This window comes from Pyrinomonas methylaliphatogenes (assembly GCF_000820845.2).
Taxonomy (GTDB): Bacteria; Acidobacteriota; Blastocatellia; order Pyrinomonadales; family Pyrinomonadaceae; genus Pyrinomonas; species Pyrinomonas methylaliphatogenes.
This window is the reverse complement of record NZ_CBXV010000008.1, coordinates 792,843-814,854: the sequence shown is the minus strand read 5'-3', so window position 1 is coordinate 814,854 and position 22,012 is coordinate 792,843. Positions and strand designations below refer to the sequence as shown.

Here is a 22,012-nt window from a genome sequence, read left to right as displayed (position 1 = left end):
GCGAGAGGGGTTGTAAAACGGGAGCGTCCCTAGACGCCCCTCACCATGTTCGTTCCATCTTCTCATCATCCTTCAGGGGGTTCAACATGGCGCAAACATACGAAACCATCTTGCTCGAACGGCGCGATCGCGTCGCCATCATCACCATCAATCGTCCGGATAAGAGAAACGCGCTCAATATCAAAACGCGCGAAGAAGGCGCGGCGGCTTTGGATGAGTTGCGTGGCGATGATCGCGTTCGCGTCGTGATCATCACCGGCGCCGGAGATAAAGCTTTCGTCGCTGGCGCCGATATCTCCGAATTCGCCGGACGCACGGCCATCACACAGCGCGAAGTGATGCTCGGTCGGTCGCTCTTCACGGCGATCGACACCTTCCCTAAACCGGTGATCGCCATGATCAACGGTTACTGCTTGGGCGGCGGTTGCGAACTGGCGCTCGCCTGCGATCTGCGCATTGCGAGCGATACGGCCTCGTTCGGTCAGCCGGAAATCAACCTCGGAATCATCCCCGGCGGCGGCGGAACGCAACGCCTGACCCGGCTCGTCGGCGAAGGCAAAGCGATGGAGCTGATCTTGACGGGCGACATCATCGATGCGCGCACCGCCTACCAGATCGGCCTCGTCAACATGGTCGTCCCAGCCGCAGAGCTCGAAGCGAAAACGATGGAGATCGCCAACAGGATCGCCGAAAAGAGCCCGATCGCCCTTCGATTGGCCAAAGAGGCGATCAAAACCGCCTCGCGCTCGCTCCTCGATGAAGGGCTGCGACGCGAGATAGATCTTTTCGCCCTCTGCTTCTCAACCGAGGACAAAGAAGAGGGAGTGCGCGCTTTCCTCGAAAAGAGGAAGCCAGACTTCAAAGGTCGATAGGCTGGATGCGGAAGCTAGATGTCACCCACTCACGGCTCGCCGCCTTCTGGCTCCCAACGCCAGAAAGAATTGGATGCGCATTTATCGGGCGTTCGTGAATGCTTCAGAAACCGCACGCCCGAGACCAAACGGGACTCCATGAGGCGTGGCGGTCTCTCGCCGTGGACGCGCTGACCATCTCGCTTCCGGCCATCTTAAGGAATGCATCTTTGATTGGACCAGTAGAACATGCGACTCGTGATCGCCACCCTCGGGATAGTTATCGCAGCAATCGGCGGCGTGATCGCCTATCGCGCCGCCTTCATCGAACCGAGCGTCGGCCTTCTCATCACCGACGCTCGAGTCCGCCCCATCCCCAACGGGATGCGCATCGCCGCCGGCCTGCTTCTGCTCATCGGCGGCGCGACGGCGGCTTTTATCGCCGCGCGCGGGCGGTCGGATTGAGTTCGCGATTTCAAGACAAGCGAGATTGCTGCTTCTACCAAGGCGGGCGCTTGACTTGAATGCCTATCGCAAGCTAATCTTTAGTGACGTACCGCCACTCTATTGCTTCATCGGGGCCGTAGCTCAGTTGGGAGAGCGCGTGAATGGCATTCACGAGGTCAGGGGTTCGACTCCCCTCGGCTCCACCATTCCCTCTCGCAGATCTCGATTAGCCCTTTGACATCTCGTCCGAGCTTCAATATAAAGCGGAAAACAGGTCGCTTTGAAGCAAAGGCCCCCGAATCTTTACAGCCGCCCGGTCGCTGAAGGGATGCGATATGACGTCGCGCACGACAAGCTTCACAGAGCCCCAATCGAGCCTGTAACCGTAAATGCAAAATTGCACGGACGCTTTGGGCGCTCTACCGAAGTCATCAAACAAGGGCGGGCTAGATGTCGTTCAGGCAAACTGAAGGTGATTGATCTTGCTGGCACTGAAGTCATCAAACAAACAGGGTGGGCTAGATGTCGTTCCGCAGAAGAGATCGATATCTTGTCAGACTATACTCGATAGGTCTCTTGACTCAAAGAGCTTTTGGCGGCAAGACCGGCTTAATAAGCGACTCAACCAAACGCGCGACAAACAGAGGCGCGTTTTCGCCGAAGGCTGTTTTCGATAAACGCTAAATCGACCCGCAAAGTCGTTAATGGCGCATTCTAGCAATCAACCAACGGCAGGGGCTTGCGTCAGTTTTGCATGTCCGCCGGCATTTCGCGTTGTCACCTACAACGTGCATAAGTGTTGCGGGCTGGACCGGCGCGTGCGCCCCGCCCGCATCATCGAAGTTCTGCGCGAGATAGATGCCGACATCATCGCGCTCCAGGAGATCTTCAGCGCGAGCGGTTCGGCGCATGTGCCGGATCAAGCGCGCGAGATCGCCCATGCGCTCGGATACGAACTATGTTTCGGGGAAAACCGTCGGTTAAATGGCATAGGGTACGGCAACGCCATCCTTTCGCGCTTTGCGGTGCTCTACTCGCATAATTACGATATCTCCTGGCGTTGGCGCGAACGGCGCGGTTGCTTGCGCGCGGATATAAGCCTTGGCGAAGGGTTCATCTTACACGTTTTCAACGCCCATTTCGGCACCGGCTATGTCGAACGCCGACACCAAGCGCGCCGTCTGATCAGCGCGGAGATTTTGAACAACGCGGAACTGAATGGCGCGCGCATCCTTCTCGGGGATTTCAACGAGTGGAAGCGCGGGCTCGCTTCATTCCTCCTCGCCACGCATCTTCAAAGCGCCGACATCCGTTATCATTTGGGTCGCCCGCGCACTTACCCGGGGATCTTGCCGCTGGTCCACCTAGACCACATCTATTACGATTCATCGCTCAAACTCGAAAGCTTGCGCCTTCACCGCACACGCGCTTCGCTGATCGCTTCAGATCATCTGCCGATCGTCGCCGATTTCGCCTGGGGATGAGCGCGGGATAGAGGATCAAGACCGGTCAATGAGGAGCACGCAAAGTTCGAGCTGAAGGGATCGCTGAGCGACAAGAGCGGGAACCGCTTGGCTTCCAATCGGCAGCGCGCGTTAGAGCTCCACCCGATCCTCGGTTCGAAGGCGCTTTCAACCGATCGATTCGCCGCGACGCACGGCCTCGGCCAGACGCTTCGCTTCCGGTAACGCCTCGATGGCGCGCAGAAGTTGCGGATCGCTTTCAAGTAGGACGCGCGTTCCAGCTTCGCTCCCGTATGCGGCGGTGATGATCTCATCGCGCAAGCGAAGCTTGACGAATTCGAGATCGGCATCAACCTGCGCTGGCTTCACCCCAAACTCCGGCGAGCGTTGCAGGAATTCGCGGAAGGCTTCGAGTACCTTTTCGGTCACCGGGTAATCGGTCGGGCGCGGCACGTGATTGAACTGCACCTTCTCGATACGGTAGCTTTCCAAGCCCTGGATTTGACCGGCGACCAACTGGCGTGTGAAGTAGAAAGCGGCTTCGAAGATGCGCCCGCGCAGTGGGGTGTCGATCTCTATCGGTTTGACTTCGATGTCCGGGGTAATCCCGCCGCCGCCGTAAAAGAGGCGCCCGCCAGCGGTCCTGATCGCCGGTCCGGTCGGCGACGGGCGTGGCGTCGCTTCGGGCGCGGCGATGGTCGGCGATCCGGGACGAGACGTTTGCGGCCCCGAATTCATTTCGTTCGCGCCGCGGCGCGTGTAGTAGTCATAGAAAGAACCGCTCGTATATTGGCGCTGAATCAGACGTCCGTAGGGCGTGTAATATTTTGCCGTCGTTAACGTCAGGCCGGTGCCGAATGGGAGTTGGAAGACGCGCTGGACCAGCCCCTTGCCGAAACTCGTCTCGCCGACGATCAGACCGCGCCCATGATCTTGAATCGCTCCGGCGACTATTTCCGAAGCGGAAGCCGACCCACGATTTATCAGGACGACGAGCGGCATCTGCTCAGGATCGCGCTCGTAATTGCGATACACCTTCGGCTCCGGATACTCGCGACCGCGCACCGAAACGATCACCTGCCCATAATCGAGAAATTGCCCAGCGACGCCGATCGCTTGTTCGAGCAGACCGCCCGGATTGTTTCGCAGATCGAGGATGAGCTGACGCATGCCTTGCCGTTTGAGATCGGCGATCGCGCGCCGCAGTTCATCAGCCGAGGTGTGCGTAAAACCGCCGGTCAACCCGATGTAACCGATGCCCGGTCGGATCATGAAAGCGAGACGTATCGAGGGCAGCGGGACCGCATCGCGCACGATCGTCAAATAGAGCGGCGCTTGTTCGCCCGCCCGCTCGATCTTCAGCGTCACCGGCTCGCCCCGTTCGCCGCGAATCTTACGCGACGCCTGCTCCGTGCTCCAGTCGCGCGCATCCTGTCCGTCAACTTCGAGGATGCGATCGCCATACCGAAGCCCGGCACGCGCGGCAGGCGTCCCTTCGACCACCGACTGTACGTAGACGCCATCGCGATGGCGCAGGATCGAGATGCCGATCCCGTAAAAGCGCGACTCTTGATCCTCACGCAAACGCTGGAACTCGGCGCGCGTGAAGAAGTTCGAGTGCGGGTCGAGCGTTAAAAGCATCCCTTGGATCGAGGTCTGATTCAACCTCTCGTAATCTATCTCGCCCGCATAGTTGGCCGAAATGATGTTGAGCGCCTCGCGATAGTCCTCTTCTATCCTCTGGATCGCATCCGTCGAACGATCGCCCGCCCGTAACGGCAGAAGCCTTTTGCCCAGCGCGCCGCCGATCAGAGTCGAAGCAACGATGATAAAGACGGCGACGATGCCGAATGATTTGCTCATACGGTCTCAGCCTCACCCTGCCGGCAACATATTACCATGCGTATCCGCCTGCACCGAAATCGCGCGCTCTGCGCCAGTTTATGCTATATTGCGCAGGGGGCTGGCCTCGAATCGTTTCAATCCGGCGCAAAGAAGCGCGTTGAAAGGGATTCTCATCTCGATATGTCACTCGCTCTTTCCATCATCATCCCCGCTTATAACGAAGCGGCGCGACTAGGGAAAACCCTACAGAGCATTCTCGTCTACTTGAACGACTATGATGCGGCAGCCGAATTGATCGTCGTCGATGATGGTTCGCGCGACGACACGGCGAAGATCGCTGAAAGCATCCTCGCTCGCTCCGATCGGGTCGCCGCGCGGCTCATCCGTTACGAGCCGAATCGAGGCAAAGGTTACGCGGTCCGCACCGGACTCTTAGCGGCGCAAGCGCCCATCGCCCTTTTCACCGACGCCGATCTCTCCACGCCGCTCTCCGAGATACCGAAAATCGTCGCGCCGATCGCAAGCGGCGAGTACGATCTAGTCTTCGGCTCGCGCGCGCTGGATCGAAGCCTGATCGGCGTAGATCAACCCTGGCGCAGAAAGCAGAGCGGACGCATCTTCAACTTAATTGTCCGGCTGGCGACGGGGATGCCCTTTTGGGATACGCAGTGCGGATTCAAAGCCTTCCGCATGAGCGTCTGCCGTCCGATCATCGAGGCGGCGACGGTCGACCGCTTCGGCTTCGATGTCGAATTGCTCTTCGTCGCGTACCGCGCCGGACTGCGACTCCTCGAGCGAGCTGTGCGCTGGAATCACAACGAAGGGAGCAAAGTCAACGTCGCCCGCGATAGTTTCCGCATGCTCAACGAAGTGCTCTCCATCCGGCGTCGCGCGCGCGCTGGAGATTACGATCGAGCGATCGCCTCGGCACGCGCACAGCTTGCCGAAGAACTGCGCCGCCCAACGCCACAAGAACTGAGCGACGTGCCTCAGGAGTTGAGCAGCAGCCGGATCTAGATCGAGACGGACGAAAATTCGTTGGCTCGAAGCTACGGGACAGATTGAATCTAGATCGATCGCTCAGGAAAGCGCTTCAAACTAGAAGCACGAAGATGGCGAGGGCCAAGAGGGATCCGGGCCAGATACTTGTGAAGATGTCGGTCGCGCGGGCACGCAAGGTGTGCGCCTACGGTCGGGCCGGAATTTGTGAGGATAGATTCCAGGTATGAGGCGTCGAAGAAACGATGCTTCATGGCGGCGTCCGATGAACCCAGCGCCGATTTGCTTTTTCTTGCGCCCGTCAATAAAGAATATTCCGTGAGCCTAAAAATCGAAGGGCCGGTCTCCGCGAAAGTTATGATCGCTCGACTTAATGTCAACATCGACCATGTCGCCACCGTTCGACAGGCGCGGCGAACGACGGAACCGAGCGTCGTCGCTGCGGCCATGATCTGCGAACAGGCCGGAGCCGACGGCATCACAATCCACCTACGAGGCGATCGCCGCCATATCCAAGATCGAGACCTTTACATCCTGCGCCAAGCCGTCACGACCTACTTGAACGTCGAGATGGCTGCCACCGAAGAGATGATCAAGATCGCCTGTGATGCTCGCCCCGACGCCGTCACGCTGGTCGCAGAACGCCCGGGCGAGATCACGACCGAAGGCGGACTCGATGCGCGCGCCAATCTCGATGCGGTGCGCGCAAGCGTCAGCGCGTTGCGCGAACGCGGCATCATCGCCAGCGTCTTCATCGATCCGGAAGAGGATCAGATCGAAGCGGCATGCGATGCGGGCGCAGATCAGGTGGAACTCTGCACCGCCGCCTACGCCGAAGCGACGATGCTCCCAGCGGGCGCGCATCCGACGAACGAAGAGCGCATCGCGCGCGAGCTGGATCGTTTGCGTAAAGCCGCCGCCTTCGCCGCCCGTCGAAAGTTGCGCGTCGCCGCCGGACACGGGCTGACCTACCGCAACATCGGCGCAATCGCCGCCATCCGCGAAATAGCCGAATTTAACATCGGACACAACATCATCGCGCGCGCCGTGCTCGTCGGCTTGGAGCGCGCCGTGCGCGACATGCTCGCCGCCATTCGCGAGGGAGCGGAGCGAACGTAAGCGCGTTGACTCGTCCGCGAGCGGCGAGAAACTCCGGCGCGCTGCGCGCAAGAAAAGCGCCGAGCGCAAGACCGGAAGCGGCTCCCAACACTTCTCGTTCACGCGACGCTCGGCGCTCTGATCGGCCTCGCGGAAAGCGGGCCGAAAGTTGACGCTGAATCAGCGCTATCATGCCACACATGACGCTTCGTGTCAACCATGAAACAAGCGAGCGGATCGTCTCCTTGGTCCAACGCGCGCATGGGTGGCCTGTCGAGGTCAAACGAGAGGGGGCGGTGAGAGCGAATTTCTTGTCGTTGAATCGAGCGCGCGGTTAGCGACGAATCGCTTCGAACTCTTCGGCCAGTTGAATGCGCACGAGCGAGCGCTCCAGCTTGGCCATCGCGCGGGCGAACTCTTCTTGATCGCCGCTGAATGAACTCAGGATCTTTTCGGCCTGTTCGCGCGCGCGTCTAGCTCGCGCGGCGTCTATCTCTTCGGGAAGCTCTGCGACATCGGCGAGCACGGTCACCTGATCGTCGCTCACTTCGACGAAGCCGCCGGAGACGTGCAACCGATGCGTCGCGCCGCCTTGCGTGTAGGAGAGGATCCCCGTCTGGATCTGCGAGATGAGCGGCGCATGGCCCGGCAGGACGCCGATCTCGCCGCCGAGCGCGGGAACAGTGACCGCGTCAACTCGCTCCGAGACGACGCGCCTTTCGGGCGTGATCACTTCGAGTTGAATCTGCTCTGCCATGGGTTCGATTTCGCCGGGATCTTCAGGCGGCGGCAGCCATCGCCATCTGGCGCGCTTTCTCCTGCGCTTCTTCGATGGTGCCGACCATGTAGAAGGCCTGTTCGGGCAGATCGTCGTGCTTGCCTTCGACGATCTCGCGGAAGCCTTTGATCGTATCTTCGAGTTTGACGTATTTGCCTTCGCGCCCCGTAAACTGCTGCGCGACGAAGAAGGGTTGCGACAGGAAGCGCTGGATCTTGCGCGCACGCGCAACGACCAGTTTGTCCTCTTCCGACAGCTCATCGAGACCGAGGATCGCGATGATGTCCTGCAGATCCTTGTAGCGCTGCAAGATCCTCTTTACCTCTTGCGCCACGTAGTAGTGTTCGTCGCTCACCAGCCCGGGCTGCAACAGGCGCGACGTCGAGGCGAGCGGATCGACCGCCGGATAGATGCCGAGCTCGGCGATCTGGCGCGACAGCGCCGTGGTCGCGTCAAGATGCGCGAAGGTCGTCGCCGGAGCCGGATCCGTGTAGTCATCCGCCGGAACGTAGACGGCCTGAATCGAGGTGATCGAACCGGTCTTGGTCGAGGTGATGCGTTCCTGCAACTCGCCCATCTCAGTCGCCAGATTCGGCTGATAGCCCACGGCGGAAGGCATGCGGCCAAGCAACGCCGACACTTCCGATCCGGCTTGCGTGAAGCGAAAGATGTTGTCGATGAATAGAAGCACGTCCAGACCTTGGTCGCGGAAATATTCGGCGACAGTGAGCCCCGAGAGCGCGACGCGCAGACGGGCGCCGGGCGGTTCGGTCATCTGGCCGTAGACGAGCGCCACTTTCGAGTTGCGCAGCGCGTTGCGATCGACGCGCGTCATGTCGAAATCGCCCGTCTCTTCGAAGTGGCGGTAGAACTCTTCGCCGAAGTCGATGACGCGCGACTCGACCATCTCGCGGAGCAGATCGTTGCCTTCGCGCGTCCGCTCGCCGACGCCCGCAAAGACCGAAAAGCCCGAGTGTTTCATGGCGACGTTGTTGATCAACTCCATGATGAGTACGGTCTTGCCGACGCCCGCGCCGCCGAACAGACCGATCTTCCCGCCGCGCAAAAACGGCTGAATCAGGTCGATGACCTTGATGCCGGTCTCGAACATCTGAAGCTCGGTCGACTGCTCTTCGAGCGACGGCGCGTGACGGTGAATCGGATAGCGCGCTTTGGCTTCGACCGGTCCGAGGCCATCGACGGGTTCGCCGATGACGTTCAGGACGCGACCGAGCGTGCCTTCGCCGACGGGCATCGTGATCGGTCCGCCCGTATCGATCGCCTTCATGCCGCGCACCACGCCTTCAGTCGGTTGCATCGAGACGGTGCGCACGCGCCCTTCGCCCAAGTGCTGTTCGACTTCGCAGATGATGTCGATCGGATGCGGCACATCGAATCCTTCAGAAGTGACGCGGATGGCGTTATAGATGGGCGGGAGATGCCCTTCTTCGAACTGCGCGTCGATGACCGGACCGATGACCTGCACGACGCGCCCCACACGATAACCGTTCGTCTGTTCGTTGCTCATAAAGACCTCTTCCGTGACGACTCTTCAGCGCTTTCAGCGAAAGAATTCCGGCAGGAATCAAAAGCTGCAAAGGATAGCACAGATGCGGCGGCAAGGCAAAGCCGCAGAGGGTTAATCTTCCGGCTCAGCCATGCGAATCTTCATCTTCGACGAGATCGAAAAAGCGCCTGATGCGCTGTGGGTTAATCTTCCAGATCATCTAGGCGAATCTTCATCTGGCGCAGCGTGCGACGATCCTCATCGGTCAATTCCAACTCGAATTCGCCTTTTTTCGCTCCTCGATGCGGGCGAAGGCCGATATCCAGTCTCAGTTGCAATTCGACTTCATAGCCGGCTTCGCGCAGCTTCTCGATCGCGTCGGCGACTTCGAACGAGCGTTCGATGGCGCGATTGATGGCGGCGCCGAGCTGTTCGGTCAATTTTCGGGCGTCTTCCTCCAGTTCCACGGCGCTCCTGAATCGGGTGAAGAGATAGGCTTCACCGATGCTATGCGATCGTGCCGCCTATGGTCAAATCCTCACGCCTATGTCCAGCGCGATAAAACTTTGTCGCTCGCAGAGCCCGGATGCCGAACAGATTGCGAGCCGCTTTGCGCCCGTGCTAGGCTTCGATTCGAAGAGCTAGGGAAAGGGACGCTAACGGCTATGACGGGCGAAACGAAGACTAGCGAGAAGGGCGAACGTCGCCAGCGTTTCGAGACTTCGTCGGGTATTGAGCTGCCGAACGATTTCAATCCGCAGAACACCGACGCGATCGACTACGACCGCGATCTCGGCGCGCCGGGTGAATTCCCTTTCACGCGCGGCATACGACGCAACATGTACCGCGGTCGGTTCTGGACCATGCGCCAGTACGCCGGATACGCGACCGCCGAAGAATCGAACGCGCGCTACAAATACCTGCTCTCGCAAGGGACGACTGGCCTATCGGTCGCTTTCGATCTCCCGACGCAGATCGGACTCGATTCCGACGACCCTTTGGCAGCGGGCGAAGTCGGCAAAGTCGGCGTGGCGATCGATTCGCTCGAAGACATGGAGCGGCTCTTCGATGGCATACCGCTCGATCAAGTCTCGACATCGATGACGATCAACGCGACCGCCGCGATCCTCTTATGCCTTTACATCGCGGTGGCGAAAAAGCAGGGCGTGGAACCGGCGAAGCTACGCGGGACGATTCAAAACGACATCTTGAAGGAGTACATCGCGCGCGGCACGTACATCTATCCGCCAGCGCCCAGCTTGCGCTTGATCACCGACACGTTCGCCTTTTGCGCGCGCGAAGTGCCGCAGTGGAACATGATCTCGATCAGCGGCTACCACATACGCGAAGCGGGCGCCACAGCCGTGCAAGAGGTCGCTTTCACCTTGGCCAACGCCATCACCTACACGGAAGCGGCGCTCAAAGCCGGGCTCGAAATAGATGAGTTCGCGCCGCGCCTCTCCTTCTTCTTCAACGCACACAACAACCTGCTCGAAGAGGTAGCCAAGTTTCGCGCGGCACGAAGGATGTGGGCGCGCACGATGCGCGACCGGTTCGGCGCGCGCGACCCGCGCTCGATGATGCTCCGTTTTCACGCGCAAACGGCTGGCTCAACCCTGACGGCGCAACAACCCGAAGTCAACATCGTGCGCACGACGATCCAAGCTCTGGCCGCTGTGCTCGGCGGCACGCAATCGCTGCACACGAACGCGATGGATGAAGCGTTGGCTCTTCCCACGGAAGATTCGGCCCGTTTGGCGCTGCGCACGCAGCAAGTGATTGCCTATGAATCGGGCGTGGCCGACACGGTCGATCCGCTCGCCGGATCCTACGCCATCGAACAGCTGACCAACGAAATCGAACGGCGCGCCATGGATTACATCGAGAAGATCGAAGCGATGGGCGGCATGTTGCGCGCCATCGAAACGGGCTACGTGCAGCGCGAGATCCAAGAAGCGGCGTACCGTTACCAGCGCGCCGTCGAAACGGGTGATCAGATAGTCGTCGGCGTCAACCGCTTCAGGATCGAAGAGGAGAAACCGATCCCCATCCTGCGCATCGATCCGGAGATCGAACGGCGACAGATCGAGCGCGTCAGAGCCGTGCGCGCGCGGCGCGATCAAGTCCGCGTGGAAGCGGCGCTCGCCGCGCTCGAAGAGGCCGCCCGCGGGACCGAGAATCTCCTGCCGCGCATTCTCGATTGCGTTGAAGCTTATGCGACCGTTGGCGAGATCAGCAATCGGTTACGTCGCGTCTGGGGCGAATACAGAGAAGCCGTCGATATTTAAAACGCGCCGATCGTCGCCGGTCCAGGAGCTTGAAAGATAGCGTATGGCTCTGCTCGAAATAGAGGGATTGAAGACCTATTTTACGACGCGCGAGGGCGTAGTGCGCGCCGTCGATGGGGTCTCCTTCCACCTCGACGAAGGTGAGCTTCTGGGGCTCGTCGGTGAATCTGGATGTGGGAAATCCGTGCTCGCGCTTTCGCTCATGCGGCTCGTCCCTCCGCCCGGGGAGATCGTCGGCGGTCGCGTGCTGCTTGCCGGGCGCAATCTCCTCGAACTTTCGGAAGAAGAGATGCGACAAATACGCGGCAGCCGCATCGCGATGATCTTCCAAGATCCGATGACTTCGCTCAATCCCGTCTACACCGTCGGCGAACAGATCGCCGAAGCGCTTCGCCTGCACCGCAAGCTTTCGCGTCGCGAAGCGCGAGAAGCGGCGATCGAAGCGATGCGCGAAGTGGCCATCCCCGACCCGGACCGTCGAGTCGATGACTATCCGCACCAACTTTCGGGCGGGATGCGGCAGCGCGTGATGATCGCCATGGCGCTCGCCTGCGATCCACAGATCCTAATCGCCGATGAACCGACCACCGCGCTCGATGTGACGATCCAAGCGCAGATACTCGAACTGCTCGACAGTCTGCGCCGGACCAGAAATCTCGCCATACTGCTCATCACTCACGACCTCGGGGTCGTAGCGGAAACGGCTGAGCGCGTCATCGTCATGTACACGGGGCGCATCGTCGAAGAATCCCCGGTCGAAGAGCTTTTCGCGCACCCCAAACATCCTTACACTGAAGGGCTGCTTCGTTCAGTGCCGAAACTGACGCTCGCCGGGGTGCGGAAGGCAGAAAGGCTCCAAGCCATCGAAGGGAACGTGCCGAAATTGACGCGCCTTCCGCCGGGCTGCCATTTCGCGCCGCGGTGCCCATACCGAATGGCGCGCTGCACGGAAAGCGAGATACCACTCTACGAACTCGGCGGCGGCGTGCGCGTGCGTTGTGTGCTTTACGACTCGACCGTCATCGCCCGCGCAGACGTCGAAGAAAAGAGTGCGACGAGATGAACGATAGCGGAATGAATGAGGCGGGAGCGGATCAGACAACACCGCTTGTGCGCGTGCGCGGGCTAGTCAAACACTTTCCGCTCGAAGCGGACGGGCTAGTCGTCCGCGCCGTCGATGATGTCAGCTTCGACATCTTTCGCGGCGAAACTCTCGGCATCGTCGGCGAATCCGGCTGCGGCAAATCGACCCTCGGCAGATGTCTGCTTAGACTCATCGAACCGACGCGCGGCGAGATCACATTCGATGGTCGCGATCTCCTGAAACTCAAAAGCGGCGAACTGCGCGCCCTGCGCCGCGACATGCAGATCATCTTCCAAGATCCATATGCCTCGCTCGATCCGCGCATGAGAGTGCGCGACCAAATCGCCGAACCGCTCGCCATCCACCGCCTCGGGACGAAGAGCGAAAGGCGCGCGCGCGTCGCCGAGTTGATGCGCAAAGTCGGACTCGACCCCGATTACATGGATCGTTACCCACACGAATTCTCCGGCGGGCAGCGACAACGGATCGGGATCGCGCGCGCGCTTGCGCTCAACCCGAAACTGATCGTCGCCGATGAACCCGTCTCGGCGCTTGACGTTTCAGTGCAAGCGCAGGTTATCAACCTGCTCGAAGATCTGCAAGAGGAATTCGGGTTGACCTACCTTTTCATCTCGCATGGGTTGGCCGTCGTCGAACATATCTCCGATCGCGTTGCGGTGATGTATCTGGGACGCATCGTCGAGATGGCGCGCGCCGAAGAGCTTTACTCGCGTCCGCTTCATCCGTATACGCGCGCGTTGCTTTCAGCCATCCCCATCCCCGATCCAAGGCGCAAACGCGAGCGGATAATCCTGCGCGGCGATGTGCCCACGCCGATCAACCCGCCCTCAGGTTGCCGCTTTCGCCAGCGCTGCCCCGAAGCTCTGCCCGAATGCGCCGAGACGGACCCGCGCCTTCGCGAAGTATCGCCGGGTCATACGGTCGCTTGCATCCGCGTGCCCGGCTGGTCCAGCGCGCGCCAAGTTGAATGAGGCTCGGTCGGAGAACCGTTCCGATGGCGCGGGTTGTGAAAGGTTCGCCCTCTTCTCGTGCCGCCCCTTCCCATCAATTGCCCTCTGCCTGGACCGGAACTTTCGCTTCTCTTTCTTCGTTTGTAGTGATAAGCTAGCGCCGCTTGAGGCGCATCAGATCGTCATCTCACAACGCGAAGGGGTATGGTCCATGAACGAGTCGCCAAATCGCCCGCCGGAACAGACGGCGAGCGCGCAAGAGACGTTTACGGCTATCTTCTTCGAGCCCGGACGGGCCTTTGCCGCCCTGCGCGAACGCCCGCGCTTTCTCGTCGCCACGTTGATCGTTATGGCGACCTTTCTCGTCTACAACTTCCTCTTCACGCAGCGCATCGGTTACGAGAATATAGCGCGCGCTAACGTGGAGAATTCCCCACAAGCGGCCAGTCTCTCTGCCGAAGATAGGGAACGCGCCATCGAAATGCAGATGCGCCCCACGATCCGGGCGCTGGGATACGTCTCAGTGATCATCTCCGTCGCCCTCGCCTTCGCCATCGGCTCAGCCCTTTACATGCTCGGCGCGATGGCGATGGGGGGGGCTTTGAGTTATCGCCAAGCGCTTTCGATCTGGGCCTATTCATCTTTGCCGCCGGCTCTGGTGAAGACTATCGGCGATGTGATCCTTCTGTTCATTCAATCTCCGGACCAGATAGACATCGTCCGTTCGAGAGGCGGACTGGTTCACGCCAACCTCAGCCTTCTGGTCGATATCTCGGCCCATCCGGTTTTGGGGACGCTGTTGGGGGCGATAGATCTCTTCGCCTTCTACGGCCTCTTCCTCGCTGCCACCGGGATGCGCCAGATAGCGCGCCTCTCACCGCCCGTCGCTTGGATGGTGGTCCTCATCGTTTGGGGGTTGGGAGTTGCGGTGCGCCTTCTCATCGCGCTGCTGTTCAATGTCCCGATAGCGTGACGGGCATATCTGACTCAAGAGGGCGAAAACGCCGCTCACAGCTCGTCACTCGTAGCGCAGCGCCTCGACCGGATCGAGCCGCGCCGCTTTCCAAGCGGGCCACAAACCGAAGATGATGCCGATCCCAACCGAGGCGATGACGCCGACGATGGGCGCCCACAGCGGCACATACGAAGGTAAGAAGAGGCGGATCACGAAAGAGGTGGCCCAGCCAAGCAGCAAACCGATCAATCCGCCCATCCCCGTCAGCGTCGCCGCTTCGATCAGGAATTGCCAGAGGATGTCGCGGCGGCGCGCGCCGATGGCTTTGCGTGTGCCGATCTCTCTGGTCCGCTCGGTGACCGAAACGAGCATGATGTTCATCACGCCGATCCCGCCGACCATCAACCCGACCGAGGAGATGGCGACCATCGCGATGGCGACGCCGGCCATCAGCGAACGGAACTGTTGCACGATCGATTCAGCCGTCTCGATGCTGAAGTTGTTCGGCTGATCGAAGGGGACCTGGCGGCGGCGGCGCAGCAGATCGGTGATCTCGTCTTTAGCCTGGTCAAGATATCCGGCCCGCGCCACGGCCAGGATGAAGACGTCATCGGCGTTCGGTTTCAGTTTGCGCGCCACGTTGTAAGGGACATAGATGACGTTGTTGACATCATCGCTCCCTTCACCGCCGCCGAACTGTTCGCGTTTGGCGAGCACGCCGACGACGCGAAATTCGCGCCCGCCGATTTCGATCGTTTCGCCGATCGGCGATCCGTAAGGGAAGAAGTTGTCGGCCACGCTTGACCCGATGACGCAAACGGGTTGACTCGAATCGTTCTCGTACTGGACGAAGAAACGCCCCTCGGAGATCGTCTCGACCCCGGCGCGTTCGTAATCGGGCAGCGTGCCTTCGAGACGCACGGCAGCGGAGGTCTTCCCTGCGCGCGTGACCAAGATCTTCTGCCCCCACCGATTATTCGTGATGTTCAGGAAGGGGACGGAAACCTCTACGGAGGGCAGTTGCGCGATCGCCAGCGCATCTTCGTAAGTCAGATTGGGGCGCATGCGCTCTTCGCGCGTCGGCTCGCTGGTTCGAAAGCCGATGTCGAACTTATAGATGAAGATCGAACGGATGCCGAAAGATTCCACCTCACGTTTGACGGCTAAATCGATGCCGCTGATGAGCGAAGAGATGCCGATGACGGTCCATACCCCGATGACGACGCCGATGATGGTGAGCGACGAGCGAAGCTTGTGCGCCCGAAGCGTCGCGATCGCCATCCACAGGTTCTCGTAGAAACTGCCGCCGCTGCGTAAGAATTTGATCCTGACCATCTTCAATCGGCCCTCAAAGATTCGATCGGATCGAGCCGCGCCGCGCGCCATGCCGGGAAGATCCCCGCCATCACTCCGATGCCGCCCGAGACGAAGATGGCGATCGAGATGGCGAGCAACGAAAGGCGCGTCTGAAAGACATAGAGGCTGACGATCTGACTGAGCAACCAAGCGAGCAGCACGCCGATCGCTCCGCCGATGGCCGAAAGCGTCACCGCTTCGACGAGAAATTGCTTGAGTATGTCGCGACGGCGCGCGCCGACCGCTTTGCGGATCCCGATCTCTTTGGTCCGCTCAGTCACAGAGACGAGCATGATGTTCATGATGACGATGCCGCCGACGACAAGAGCGATCGAAGGGACGGCGATCGCCACGATGAAGATCGGTCCGAAGATGCGATCGCGCGCGCCCATGATCACGTCGGGCGTGACGATGCCGAAATTGTCCTCCTCATCGGCCCGCAATCCGCGCCGCAGACGCAAAGCCGCGCGCGCTTCTTCGACGGCATCATTGAAAAGCTCATCAGAGACCGCTTTGCCGATAAAATAGAGCCACCGATTGCGCACCGGCGGGCCGAACGTTCGGATGTATGTGCGTATCGGTATCGTGATCGAAGAATCGACTGGCGGACGCCCGAAGACGTAACCGTAACGCGCTTGCACGCCAACGACGCGGAACGGGATGCCGCGAATGTAGATCTCGCCGCCCACGGCCGGTTCATACGGGAAGAGCTTCTCCGCGATATCGGCGCCGATGAAACAGACGCGCGCGGCGACTTCGTTCTCCCCTTCGGTAAAATACCTCCCGTCGGCGATATCCGTCTTCTCGATCTCGACGATATTGGGCGTCGTGCCCCAGACGGGGACGCTATCGAGCGTCTGCGTCCCGCGTTTGACCTGAGAGTTGGTCGGCGCCACGCGCGCGCCGAGTTGCTCGGTCAACTGCAACCGCGCGCGCAGATACTCGTAATCCTCGAGCGTCAACTCGGGATTGCGCCGTTGAGCGGCAGCGAGCGTATCCGTGTCCCTGAAATCTTTGAAGAAATCGAAACGATAGATCGAATACGATTTCGCGCCGATGTTCGCGATCTTCTCATCGACGTAGGCGTTGAAGCCTTGAATCAAGGCGACGATGACGACCACCGCGGTGACGCCGATGATCATCCCGAGCAGCGTCAAGAAGGACCGCAGTTTGTGCGCCCAGATGGCCGAAAGCGCGACCTTTATTGTTTCGTAGACGTTCACTGCCGAAAGTCGAATCGCGCGCCCTAAAGAAGCGACTCAGACATTGGATGCTTCAATTGGATAATACGTTACACCGCGCGATTTAGTTGCGATCCACATCATTCATAGCGCAGCGCTTCGACCGGATCAAGCCGCGCCGCTTTCCAAGCGGGCCATAAACCGAAACCGATCCCGACAAGAGCCGAGATCCCGATCCCGACGATGATGGCCCACAACGGCACATAGGCTGGAAGCGGCGAATATCTGTTCATCAGCAAGCTCGCCACTTCGCCGACGATTAGACCAGCTAGTCCGCCTATCAACGTCAGGGTTACGGCTTCGATCAAAAATTGGCGCAAGATGTCGCGGCGTCGCGCGCCGACCGCTTTGCGGATCCCGATCTCTCTGGTCCGCTCAGTCACAGAGACGAGCATGATGTTCATCACGCCGATGCCGCCGATCGCCAAAGCGACGAACGAAATGGCCGTCAGAACCAGCGCCGTCGCGCCCGTCAACTGGTTGTAGAAATCGAGCAAGCTATCTTGCGTCGAGATGCCGAAGTTATTCGGCGCGCCCGCGGGCACCTGACGCCGACGGCGCAAGATGTCCGTGATCTCATCGACGGCGTTCGCCACATCGGCGCGCGTTCGCGGTCGCACGATGATGAAGAAGAGCGTTTCCGGAAACGGCGCATCGATCCCGCCATAGTATTTGTCGAAGGTCGCCAGCGGGATGAGGATCGTGTTATCGCGCGATTGGCCGAAGAAATTTCCGAGCGGCTCCATCACGCCGATGACGCGGAACGGGCGTCCATCGATCCGCACCTCCTTATCCAGCGGCTCATCGAAGGGGAAGAGGGCGCGGACGACATCCTGCGCGAGCACACAGACGTTGCTCCGCTCGCTCATATCGAACTCAGTGATGAACCGCCCACGCCCAACGTACTGCGAAAGCGTAAACTCGTATGCGGGCGTGACGCCGAGCAGGGCCGGAGTATCCGTTTGGTGGTCCAGATATCGCGCGCTCACGCTGAGTTTGCGATGGACCGGCGCGACGCTGACGACCGATTTCGCTTCGCGCGCGATCGCTTCCGCGTCCTCGACCGTCAGGTCTTTGCGCTGGCGCTCCTCGGCGGTCGGTGGCCGCCCGAAACTCGGATCGAATTTCGAGATGAAGATTGTGTTTGAACCGAGCGATTCGATCTGCTCGGCGAACGCGCGATTCAACCCTTGGATGATCGAAACCATGAAGGTGACCGTGATGACGCCGATCGCGACGCCGAGGATCGTCAGAGCCGAGCGGAGCTTGTTGGCTCGCAACGCATCAAGGGCGATGGCTGCCGCTTCTCGACTCCCTTCCCAAGCCATCGTGCGCCCTCCCCCCTCCGAATCTCATTCGGCCCTCAGAGCTTCGACCGGATCGAGCTCAGCCGCGCGCCAAGCGGGCCACGATCCGCTGATGATCCCGACCACCGATGAGACGCTGACGCCCAGGATCGCCGACCAGACGCTGATCAGCGTCGGGAAGCCTAACGCGAAGGCGAGCCCATAAGCGCAACCGAAACCGAGCCCAACGCCAATGACGCCACCGATGGCCGTCAGGACCACAGCTTCGATGAGAAACTGCGTCAGAATGTCGCGGCGCCGCGCGCCGACCGCCTTGCGGATCCCGATCTCTCTGGTCCGCTCAGTCACAGAGACGAGCATGATGTTCATCACGACGATGCCGCCGACGATGAGCGAAACGGAAGCGACGCCGATCGTCACGAGATAGATGTTCGACGTCGCTCGCTTATAAAGGTCGAGGAAGACATCTTGCGTTTCGAGCGCAAAACCATCATCCTCATCGAGGAAGGTCTTGCCGCGCCGATTGCGCATGATGGTGCGCACCTCATCCTCGACGTTTTCGAGTTCGTCGGCGCTTCGCGCTTGTACGAAGATGATGAGCGAGGTGCGCGCGCCGAACGCCCGTTTGTAAGCTTCGTAAGGGATGTAGATGAAGTTGTCGCGCGAAAAGCCGAAAATGCTCCCCAACTTTTCGGCGACGCCGATGATCTCGAAAGGTTGGCCGGCGATGCGGATCTCGCGCCCGATCGCTTGTTCCGGCGGCGCGCCGCCAAATAGGTTGGTCAAAATATCGGCTCCGACGACGCAAACGCGATGGGCGGCGGTCTCCTCCGTTTCGGTCCACGCCCGTCCGGCAGCGAGGTTGACATCGTCTATGGCGAGCATCGGGAGCGTCACGCCGCGAACCAACACGTTCTCCGATTTCTGGTCGTTGTACTTGACGAGCGTGTTCGGATTGTTGACGGCGATGCCGATGCGCCAGCAAGATGAACAGAGGCGCGCGATCGCTTCGGCATCATCTTCCGTGATGTCCTTGCGTTTGTTGAAGCGAACGAGATCTTCGCGCGAGAGGATGACCATCGGGCGTTTCGAGACGCTGAAGACCGTCGAGCCCTGCGAGGAGAAAGTGTTAGCGACCGTCCGGTCCAGCCCCTTGATGATCGTCACGACGGCGATGACGGCGGCGACGCCAACGATGATGCCGAGAAGAGTCAACGCGGTGCGCAGCTTATTCGCGCGCAGGCTCGCCGCCGCGATCAGGAAAGCTTCCCAGAAAAGCGCCGTCATCCTCATGGCCGTAAGCGACTCGCGCAAAGCATGCGAGGGGTCGAAGCGGCGAGCGCGGGAGGCGTAAGAAGCTTATGGCGCGGCGAGCATGCCACCTTTCGCCGCGTCACTTGACGCGCTCGTCCTTCTCGATGCGCCCATCGCGGATCGAAATGATGCGATGGGCGCGCGCGGCGATATCGGGTTCGTGTGTGACGATGATGATCGTATTGCCCTCCTCATGGAGGCGTTCGAAGAGATTCATGATCTCGCGACTGGTGGCCGTATCGAGCGCGCCGGTCGGCTCATCGGCGAGAAGGATCGAAGGGTGATTGACGAGCGCGCGCGCGATGGCGACGCGCTGCCGTTGACCGCCCGAAAGCTCGTTCGGCTTGTGCATCATCCGATCCGCCAGATCGACCGCCATGAGCGCCCGCTTGGCCCGTTCGCGCCGTTCGGCGGCGGGCACACCGGCGTATATGAGCGGGAGCTCGACGTTGTGTAGAGCGGTCGCGCGCGGCAACAGGTTGAAGGTTTGAAAAACGAATCCGACCTCCTTATTGCGAATGCGCGCTAGCTCATCATCATCCATTTCGGAGACCAATTTCCCGTTGATCCAATAACGCCCGCGCGTCGGCGTATCGAGACATCCGATGATGTTCATCAGGGTCGATTTGCCCGACCCGGAAGGGCCGATGATGGCGACGTACTCGCCCTTTTGCACATCGAAGGAGACGCCGCGCAACGCATGAACCTGCTCTTCGCCCATCTGATAGGTGCGCCAAATGTCGCGCATGGAGATGAGCGCTGCGGGCACCGCCTCTTGGGCCAACAGTTCACCATAAGGGACGATCTCTTCTTGAACCTGAGCGGTCAACATCGTATCGTTCATCTCACAATCAACCATCCATTCGGGCTTCAAATCTGCCCGCGCCGTTTCGACAGCGATCGGGCCGCTTTCGCTCAACGATTCTCGTTAGAATTCGAGGCAGTCGATCGGCGAGTTTGCCGTTTGACGACGGTGCCATCTTTCAGCGTTCGCAAAACGCGGCTCGGCCCAGTGATCACTTCCGTTCCCGGCTGCAAACCGCTCGTGATCTCGACATCGTTCTCGCCCGTGATCCCCGTTGTCACTTCGACGAATTTCGCTTTGTTCCCCTCGAGGATGTAGACGCCCTTGATCGTCTTGGGGCGCTGCGTGCTGGGAAGCGTCGGTTGCGGCGTGGGTGATGGCGATCCGCTCGGCGTGGCCGCCTTCTCGACGATCGCTTGCAAGGGGATGGCGATCACGTTCTTTTTGACTTCGGTGATGATCGTCGCCGTCGCGCTCATGCCCGGGCGCAAAGTGTCATGCACTTCGTCAGAAAGATTGCGCAGTTCGATGACGACCTTAAACTCTTTCGCCTCCTGCGTGTTGACGCGGCTGGAGATGCCGCCGCCCTGCAGGTCCGATTTGCCGACGGCGAGCGGGTTCTTTTGCGTCACGACGCCTTCGAGCTCGCGTTCGCCCAGCGCATCGACTTTGATCTTGGCTGGCTGGCCCACTTCGACGCGCGCTATCTCCGTCTCATCGACGTTGACCTCGACGTTGATCGTCGACATGTCGGCGATGATCATGAGCGGCGTCGTCGAAAGCCCGGCGACGGCGTACTGCCCGACGCGCGCTTGAATGTCGGCGACCACGCCCGTCAGCGGCGAATACTGCGTGGCTTTGGCGCGCTGACTGGCCTGCCCGCGCAGAAGGGCTTGCGCTTGATCGGCGCGCGCCTCGGCTGAACGGACGCTGGCGCGCGCGCGCTCAACGCCGTTGCGCGCATCGCGCACCGCGATCTGTTGCTGATTGACGCGCGCTTTAGCCTCTTCGACCGCGATCCTCTGCTGCTCGAGCCGCGCCTGAGCGGCGCGCAAAGCGACGCGCGCTTGTTCATAACGATCGCGCGCCGCATCGTATTCGGAACGGGAAGCGACGCCGGATTCAACCAACTCTGTGACGCGCCGCAGCTCCCGCTGCGCGGTGTTGAAGTCCACTTGCGCGCGGTCGACATCCGTCTGCGCCGTGACCACCTGTTGCCGCGCCTGCGCGAGCGCCGCTTCCGCCGCTACCAGATTCTGCTGCGCCTGGGCCACCTGATTCTCCGCCGCCGCCACCTGGGTGCGGGCGTTCTGCACGTCGCTTAAAGCGGCCTGGACGGCGGCCAGCTGCGCTTGCTCTTGCGCCTGAAGCTGCGTCGGATCGAGGCGCACGAGCGGTTGCCCTTTACGCACGTAATCGCCGGCGTTGACGTAGATCTCTTCGATGCGCCCGGCGACTTCGCTCGTCAGATTGAGGAATTGGATGGGGCGCACCTCGCCTGAGGCGGTGACGACCGAACGCAGTTCGGGGCGCACTTCGACGCGCGCCGTCGTCACCTCAGGCTCTTCGCGCCGATTGGCGAAGATGCTGATGACGATGATGATCGTCAACACCAAGATGGCAGAAGTGGCGATGATTATCTTCCTTTTGCGGCTCAAAGCCATGCGCTCTCTACTCCGTGCTAGAACGATCCTCGCTGAAAC

19 protein-coding genes and 1 tRNA gene are annotated in these 22,012 nt (G+C 60.4%); 10 read left to right on the top strand and 10 right to left on the bottom strand.

What is annotated here, in order from left to right; genetic code table 11:
- Positions 1-86 precede the first annotated feature (86 nt).
- The 4 genes from PYK22_RS14750 to PYK22_RS14735 all read left to right on the top strand — a co-directional run bounded on the left by PYK22_RS14750 (position 87) and on the right by PYK22_RS14735 (position 2,782).
- Positions 87-872 carry an enoyl-CoA hydratase/isomerase family protein gene (locus tag PYK22_RS14750; protein ID WP_041978433.1) on the top strand — a complete coding sequence of 262 codons (786 nt, stop codon included), beginning with the start codon at positions 87-89 and terminating at the stop codon, positions 870-872.
- 228 nt (positions 873-1,100) lie between these two features.
- The gene (locus PYK22_RS14745; RefSeq protein ID WP_041978431.1) at positions 1,101-1,316 is read left to right on the top strand and encodes a hypothetical protein; all 216 of its coding nucleotides are present in this window, start codon (positions 1,101-1,103) and stop codon (positions 1,314-1,316) included.
- Between the two features lie 112 nt (positions 1,317-1,428).
- A tRNA-Ala gene (locus tag PYK22_RS14740) sits at positions 1,429-1,504 on the top strand.
- A 498-nt stretch (positions 1,505-2,002) separates the two neighbouring features.
- Positions 2,003-2,782 (top strand): endonuclease/exonuclease/phosphatase family protein, encoded by a 780-nt coding sequence (locus PYK22_RS14735; RefSeq protein WP_083437891.1) that lies wholly within the window; start codon positions 2,003-2,005, stop codon positions 2,780-2,782.
- Positions 2,783-2,929: 147 nt separating this feature from the next.
- Here PYK22_RS14735 and PYK22_RS14730 read toward each other — a convergent pair whose 3' ends face one another.
- The gene (locus PYK22_RS14730) at positions 2,930-4,624 is read right to left on the bottom strand and encodes a S41 family peptidase (protein ID WP_060635730.1); all 1,695 of its coding nucleotides are present in this window, start codon (positions 4,622-4,624) and stop codon (positions 2,930-2,932) included.
- A 162-nt stretch (positions 4,625-4,786) separates the two neighbouring features.
- Between PYK22_RS14730 and PYK22_RS14725 the strand changes: the two genes are divergently transcribed.
- Complete coding sequence (locus tag PYK22_RS14725; RefSeq protein ID WP_041978429.1) at positions 4,787-5,623, top strand: dolichyl-phosphate beta-glucosyltransferase; 837 nt, start codon at positions 4,787-4,789, stop codon at positions 5,621-5,623.
- Between the two features lie 342 nt (positions 5,624-5,965).
- A complete protein-coding gene (locus PYK22_RS14720; RefSeq protein WP_041979228.1) occupies positions 5,966-6,724 on the top strand; it encodes a pyridoxine 5'-phosphate synthase in 759 nt (252 codons plus the stop codon).
- 313 nt (positions 6,725-7,037) lie between these two features.
- On the opposite strand, the gene PYK22_RS14715 is transcribed toward PYK22_RS14720, so the two are convergent.
- The 3 genes from PYK22_RS14715 to PYK22_RS14705 all read right to left on the bottom strand — a co-directional run bounded on the left by PYK22_RS14715 (position 7,038) and on the right by PYK22_RS14705 (position 9,455).
- Positions 7,038-7,460, bottom strand: coding sequence for a F0F1 ATP synthase subunit epsilon (locus PYK22_RS14715; protein ID WP_041978426.1), 423 nt, complete (start codon positions 7,458-7,460; stop codon positions 7,038-7,040).
- Positions 7,461-7,482: 22 nt separating this feature from the next.
- Entirely contained in the window at positions 7,483-9,009 is a 1,527-nt protein-coding gene (gene atpD, locus PYK22_RS14710; RefSeq protein WP_041978423.1) for a F0F1 ATP synthase subunit beta, read from the bottom strand.
- A gap of 182 nt (positions 9,010-9,191) precedes the next feature.
- Positions 9,192-9,455, bottom strand: a complete 264-nt coding sequence (locus PYK22_RS14705) for a hypothetical protein (RefSeq protein WP_041978421.1) — start codon at positions 9,453-9,455, stop codon at positions 9,192-9,194.
- 198 nt (positions 9,456-9,653) lie between these two features.
- Here PYK22_RS14705 and PYK22_RS14700 point away from each other — a divergent pair, with 198 nt between their 5' ends.
- The 4 genes from PYK22_RS14700 (at position 9,654) to PYK22_RS14685 (ending at position 14,304) form a co-directional block, all read left to right on the top strand.
- Entirely contained in the window at positions 9,654-11,276 is a 1,623-nt protein-coding gene (locus PYK22_RS14700; RefSeq protein WP_041978419.1) for an acyl-CoA mutase large subunit family protein, read from the top strand.
- A gap of 43 nt (positions 11,277-11,319) precedes the next feature.
- On the top strand, positions 11,320-12,339 hold the full coding sequence (locus PYK22_RS14695; RefSeq protein ID WP_041978416.1) for an ABC transporter ATP-binding protein: 1,020 nt from the start codon (positions 11,320-11,322) through the stop codon (positions 12,337-12,339).
- Positions 12,336-13,352, top strand: a complete 1,017-nt coding sequence (locus PYK22_RS14690) for an ABC transporter ATP-binding protein (RefSeq protein WP_211197725.1) — start codon at positions 12,336-12,338, stop codon at positions 13,350-13,352. Before PYK22_RS14695 ends, PYK22_RS14690 begins: the two co-directional genes overlap by 4 nt.
- 190 nt (positions 13,353-13,542) lie before the next feature.
- Positions 13,543-14,304, top strand: coding sequence for a YIP1 family protein (locus tag PYK22_RS14685; RefSeq protein ID WP_041978412.1), 762 nt, complete (start codon positions 13,543-13,545; stop codon positions 14,302-14,304).
- 45 nt (positions 14,305-14,349) lie between these two features.
- On the opposite strand, the gene PYK22_RS14680 is transcribed toward PYK22_RS14685, so the two are convergent.
- The 6 genes from PYK22_RS14680 to PYK22_RS14655 form a co-directional block, all read right to left on the bottom strand.
- Positions 14,350-15,621 (bottom strand): ABC transporter permease, encoded by a 1,272-nt coding sequence (locus PYK22_RS14680; RefSeq protein WP_041979223.1) that lies wholly within the window; start codon positions 15,619-15,621, stop codon positions 14,350-14,352.
- A gap of 2 nt (positions 15,622-15,623) precedes the next feature.
- On the bottom strand, positions 15,624-16,865 hold the full coding sequence (locus PYK22_RS14675) for an ABC transporter permease (RefSeq protein ID WP_060635728.1): 1,242 nt from the start codon (positions 16,863-16,865) through the stop codon (positions 15,624-15,626).
- A 98-nt stretch (positions 16,866-16,963) separates the two neighbouring features.
- Positions 16,964-18,211 carry an ABC transporter permease gene (locus PYK22_RS14670; RefSeq protein WP_041978410.1) on the bottom strand — a complete coding sequence of 416 codons (1,248 nt, stop codon included), beginning with the start codon at positions 18,209-18,211 and terminating at the stop codon, positions 16,964-16,966.
- Between the two features lie 24 nt (positions 18,212-18,235).
- Complete coding sequence (locus PYK22_RS14665) at positions 18,236-19,477, bottom strand: ABC transporter permease (RefSeq protein WP_041979220.1); 1,242 nt, start codon at positions 19,475-19,477, stop codon at positions 18,236-18,238.
- 106 nt (positions 19,478-19,583) lie between these two features.
- Positions 19,584-20,252, bottom strand: coding sequence for an ABC transporter ATP-binding protein (locus tag PYK22_RS14660; protein WP_235789173.1), 669 nt, complete (start codon positions 20,250-20,252; stop codon positions 19,584-19,586).
- Between the two features lie 167 nt (positions 20,253-20,419).
- Entirely contained in the window at positions 20,420-21,967 is a 1,548-nt protein-coding gene (locus PYK22_RS14655) for an HlyD family secretion protein (RefSeq protein WP_157770913.1), read from the bottom strand.
- Between the last annotated feature and the right edge of the window lie 45 nt (positions 21,968-22,012).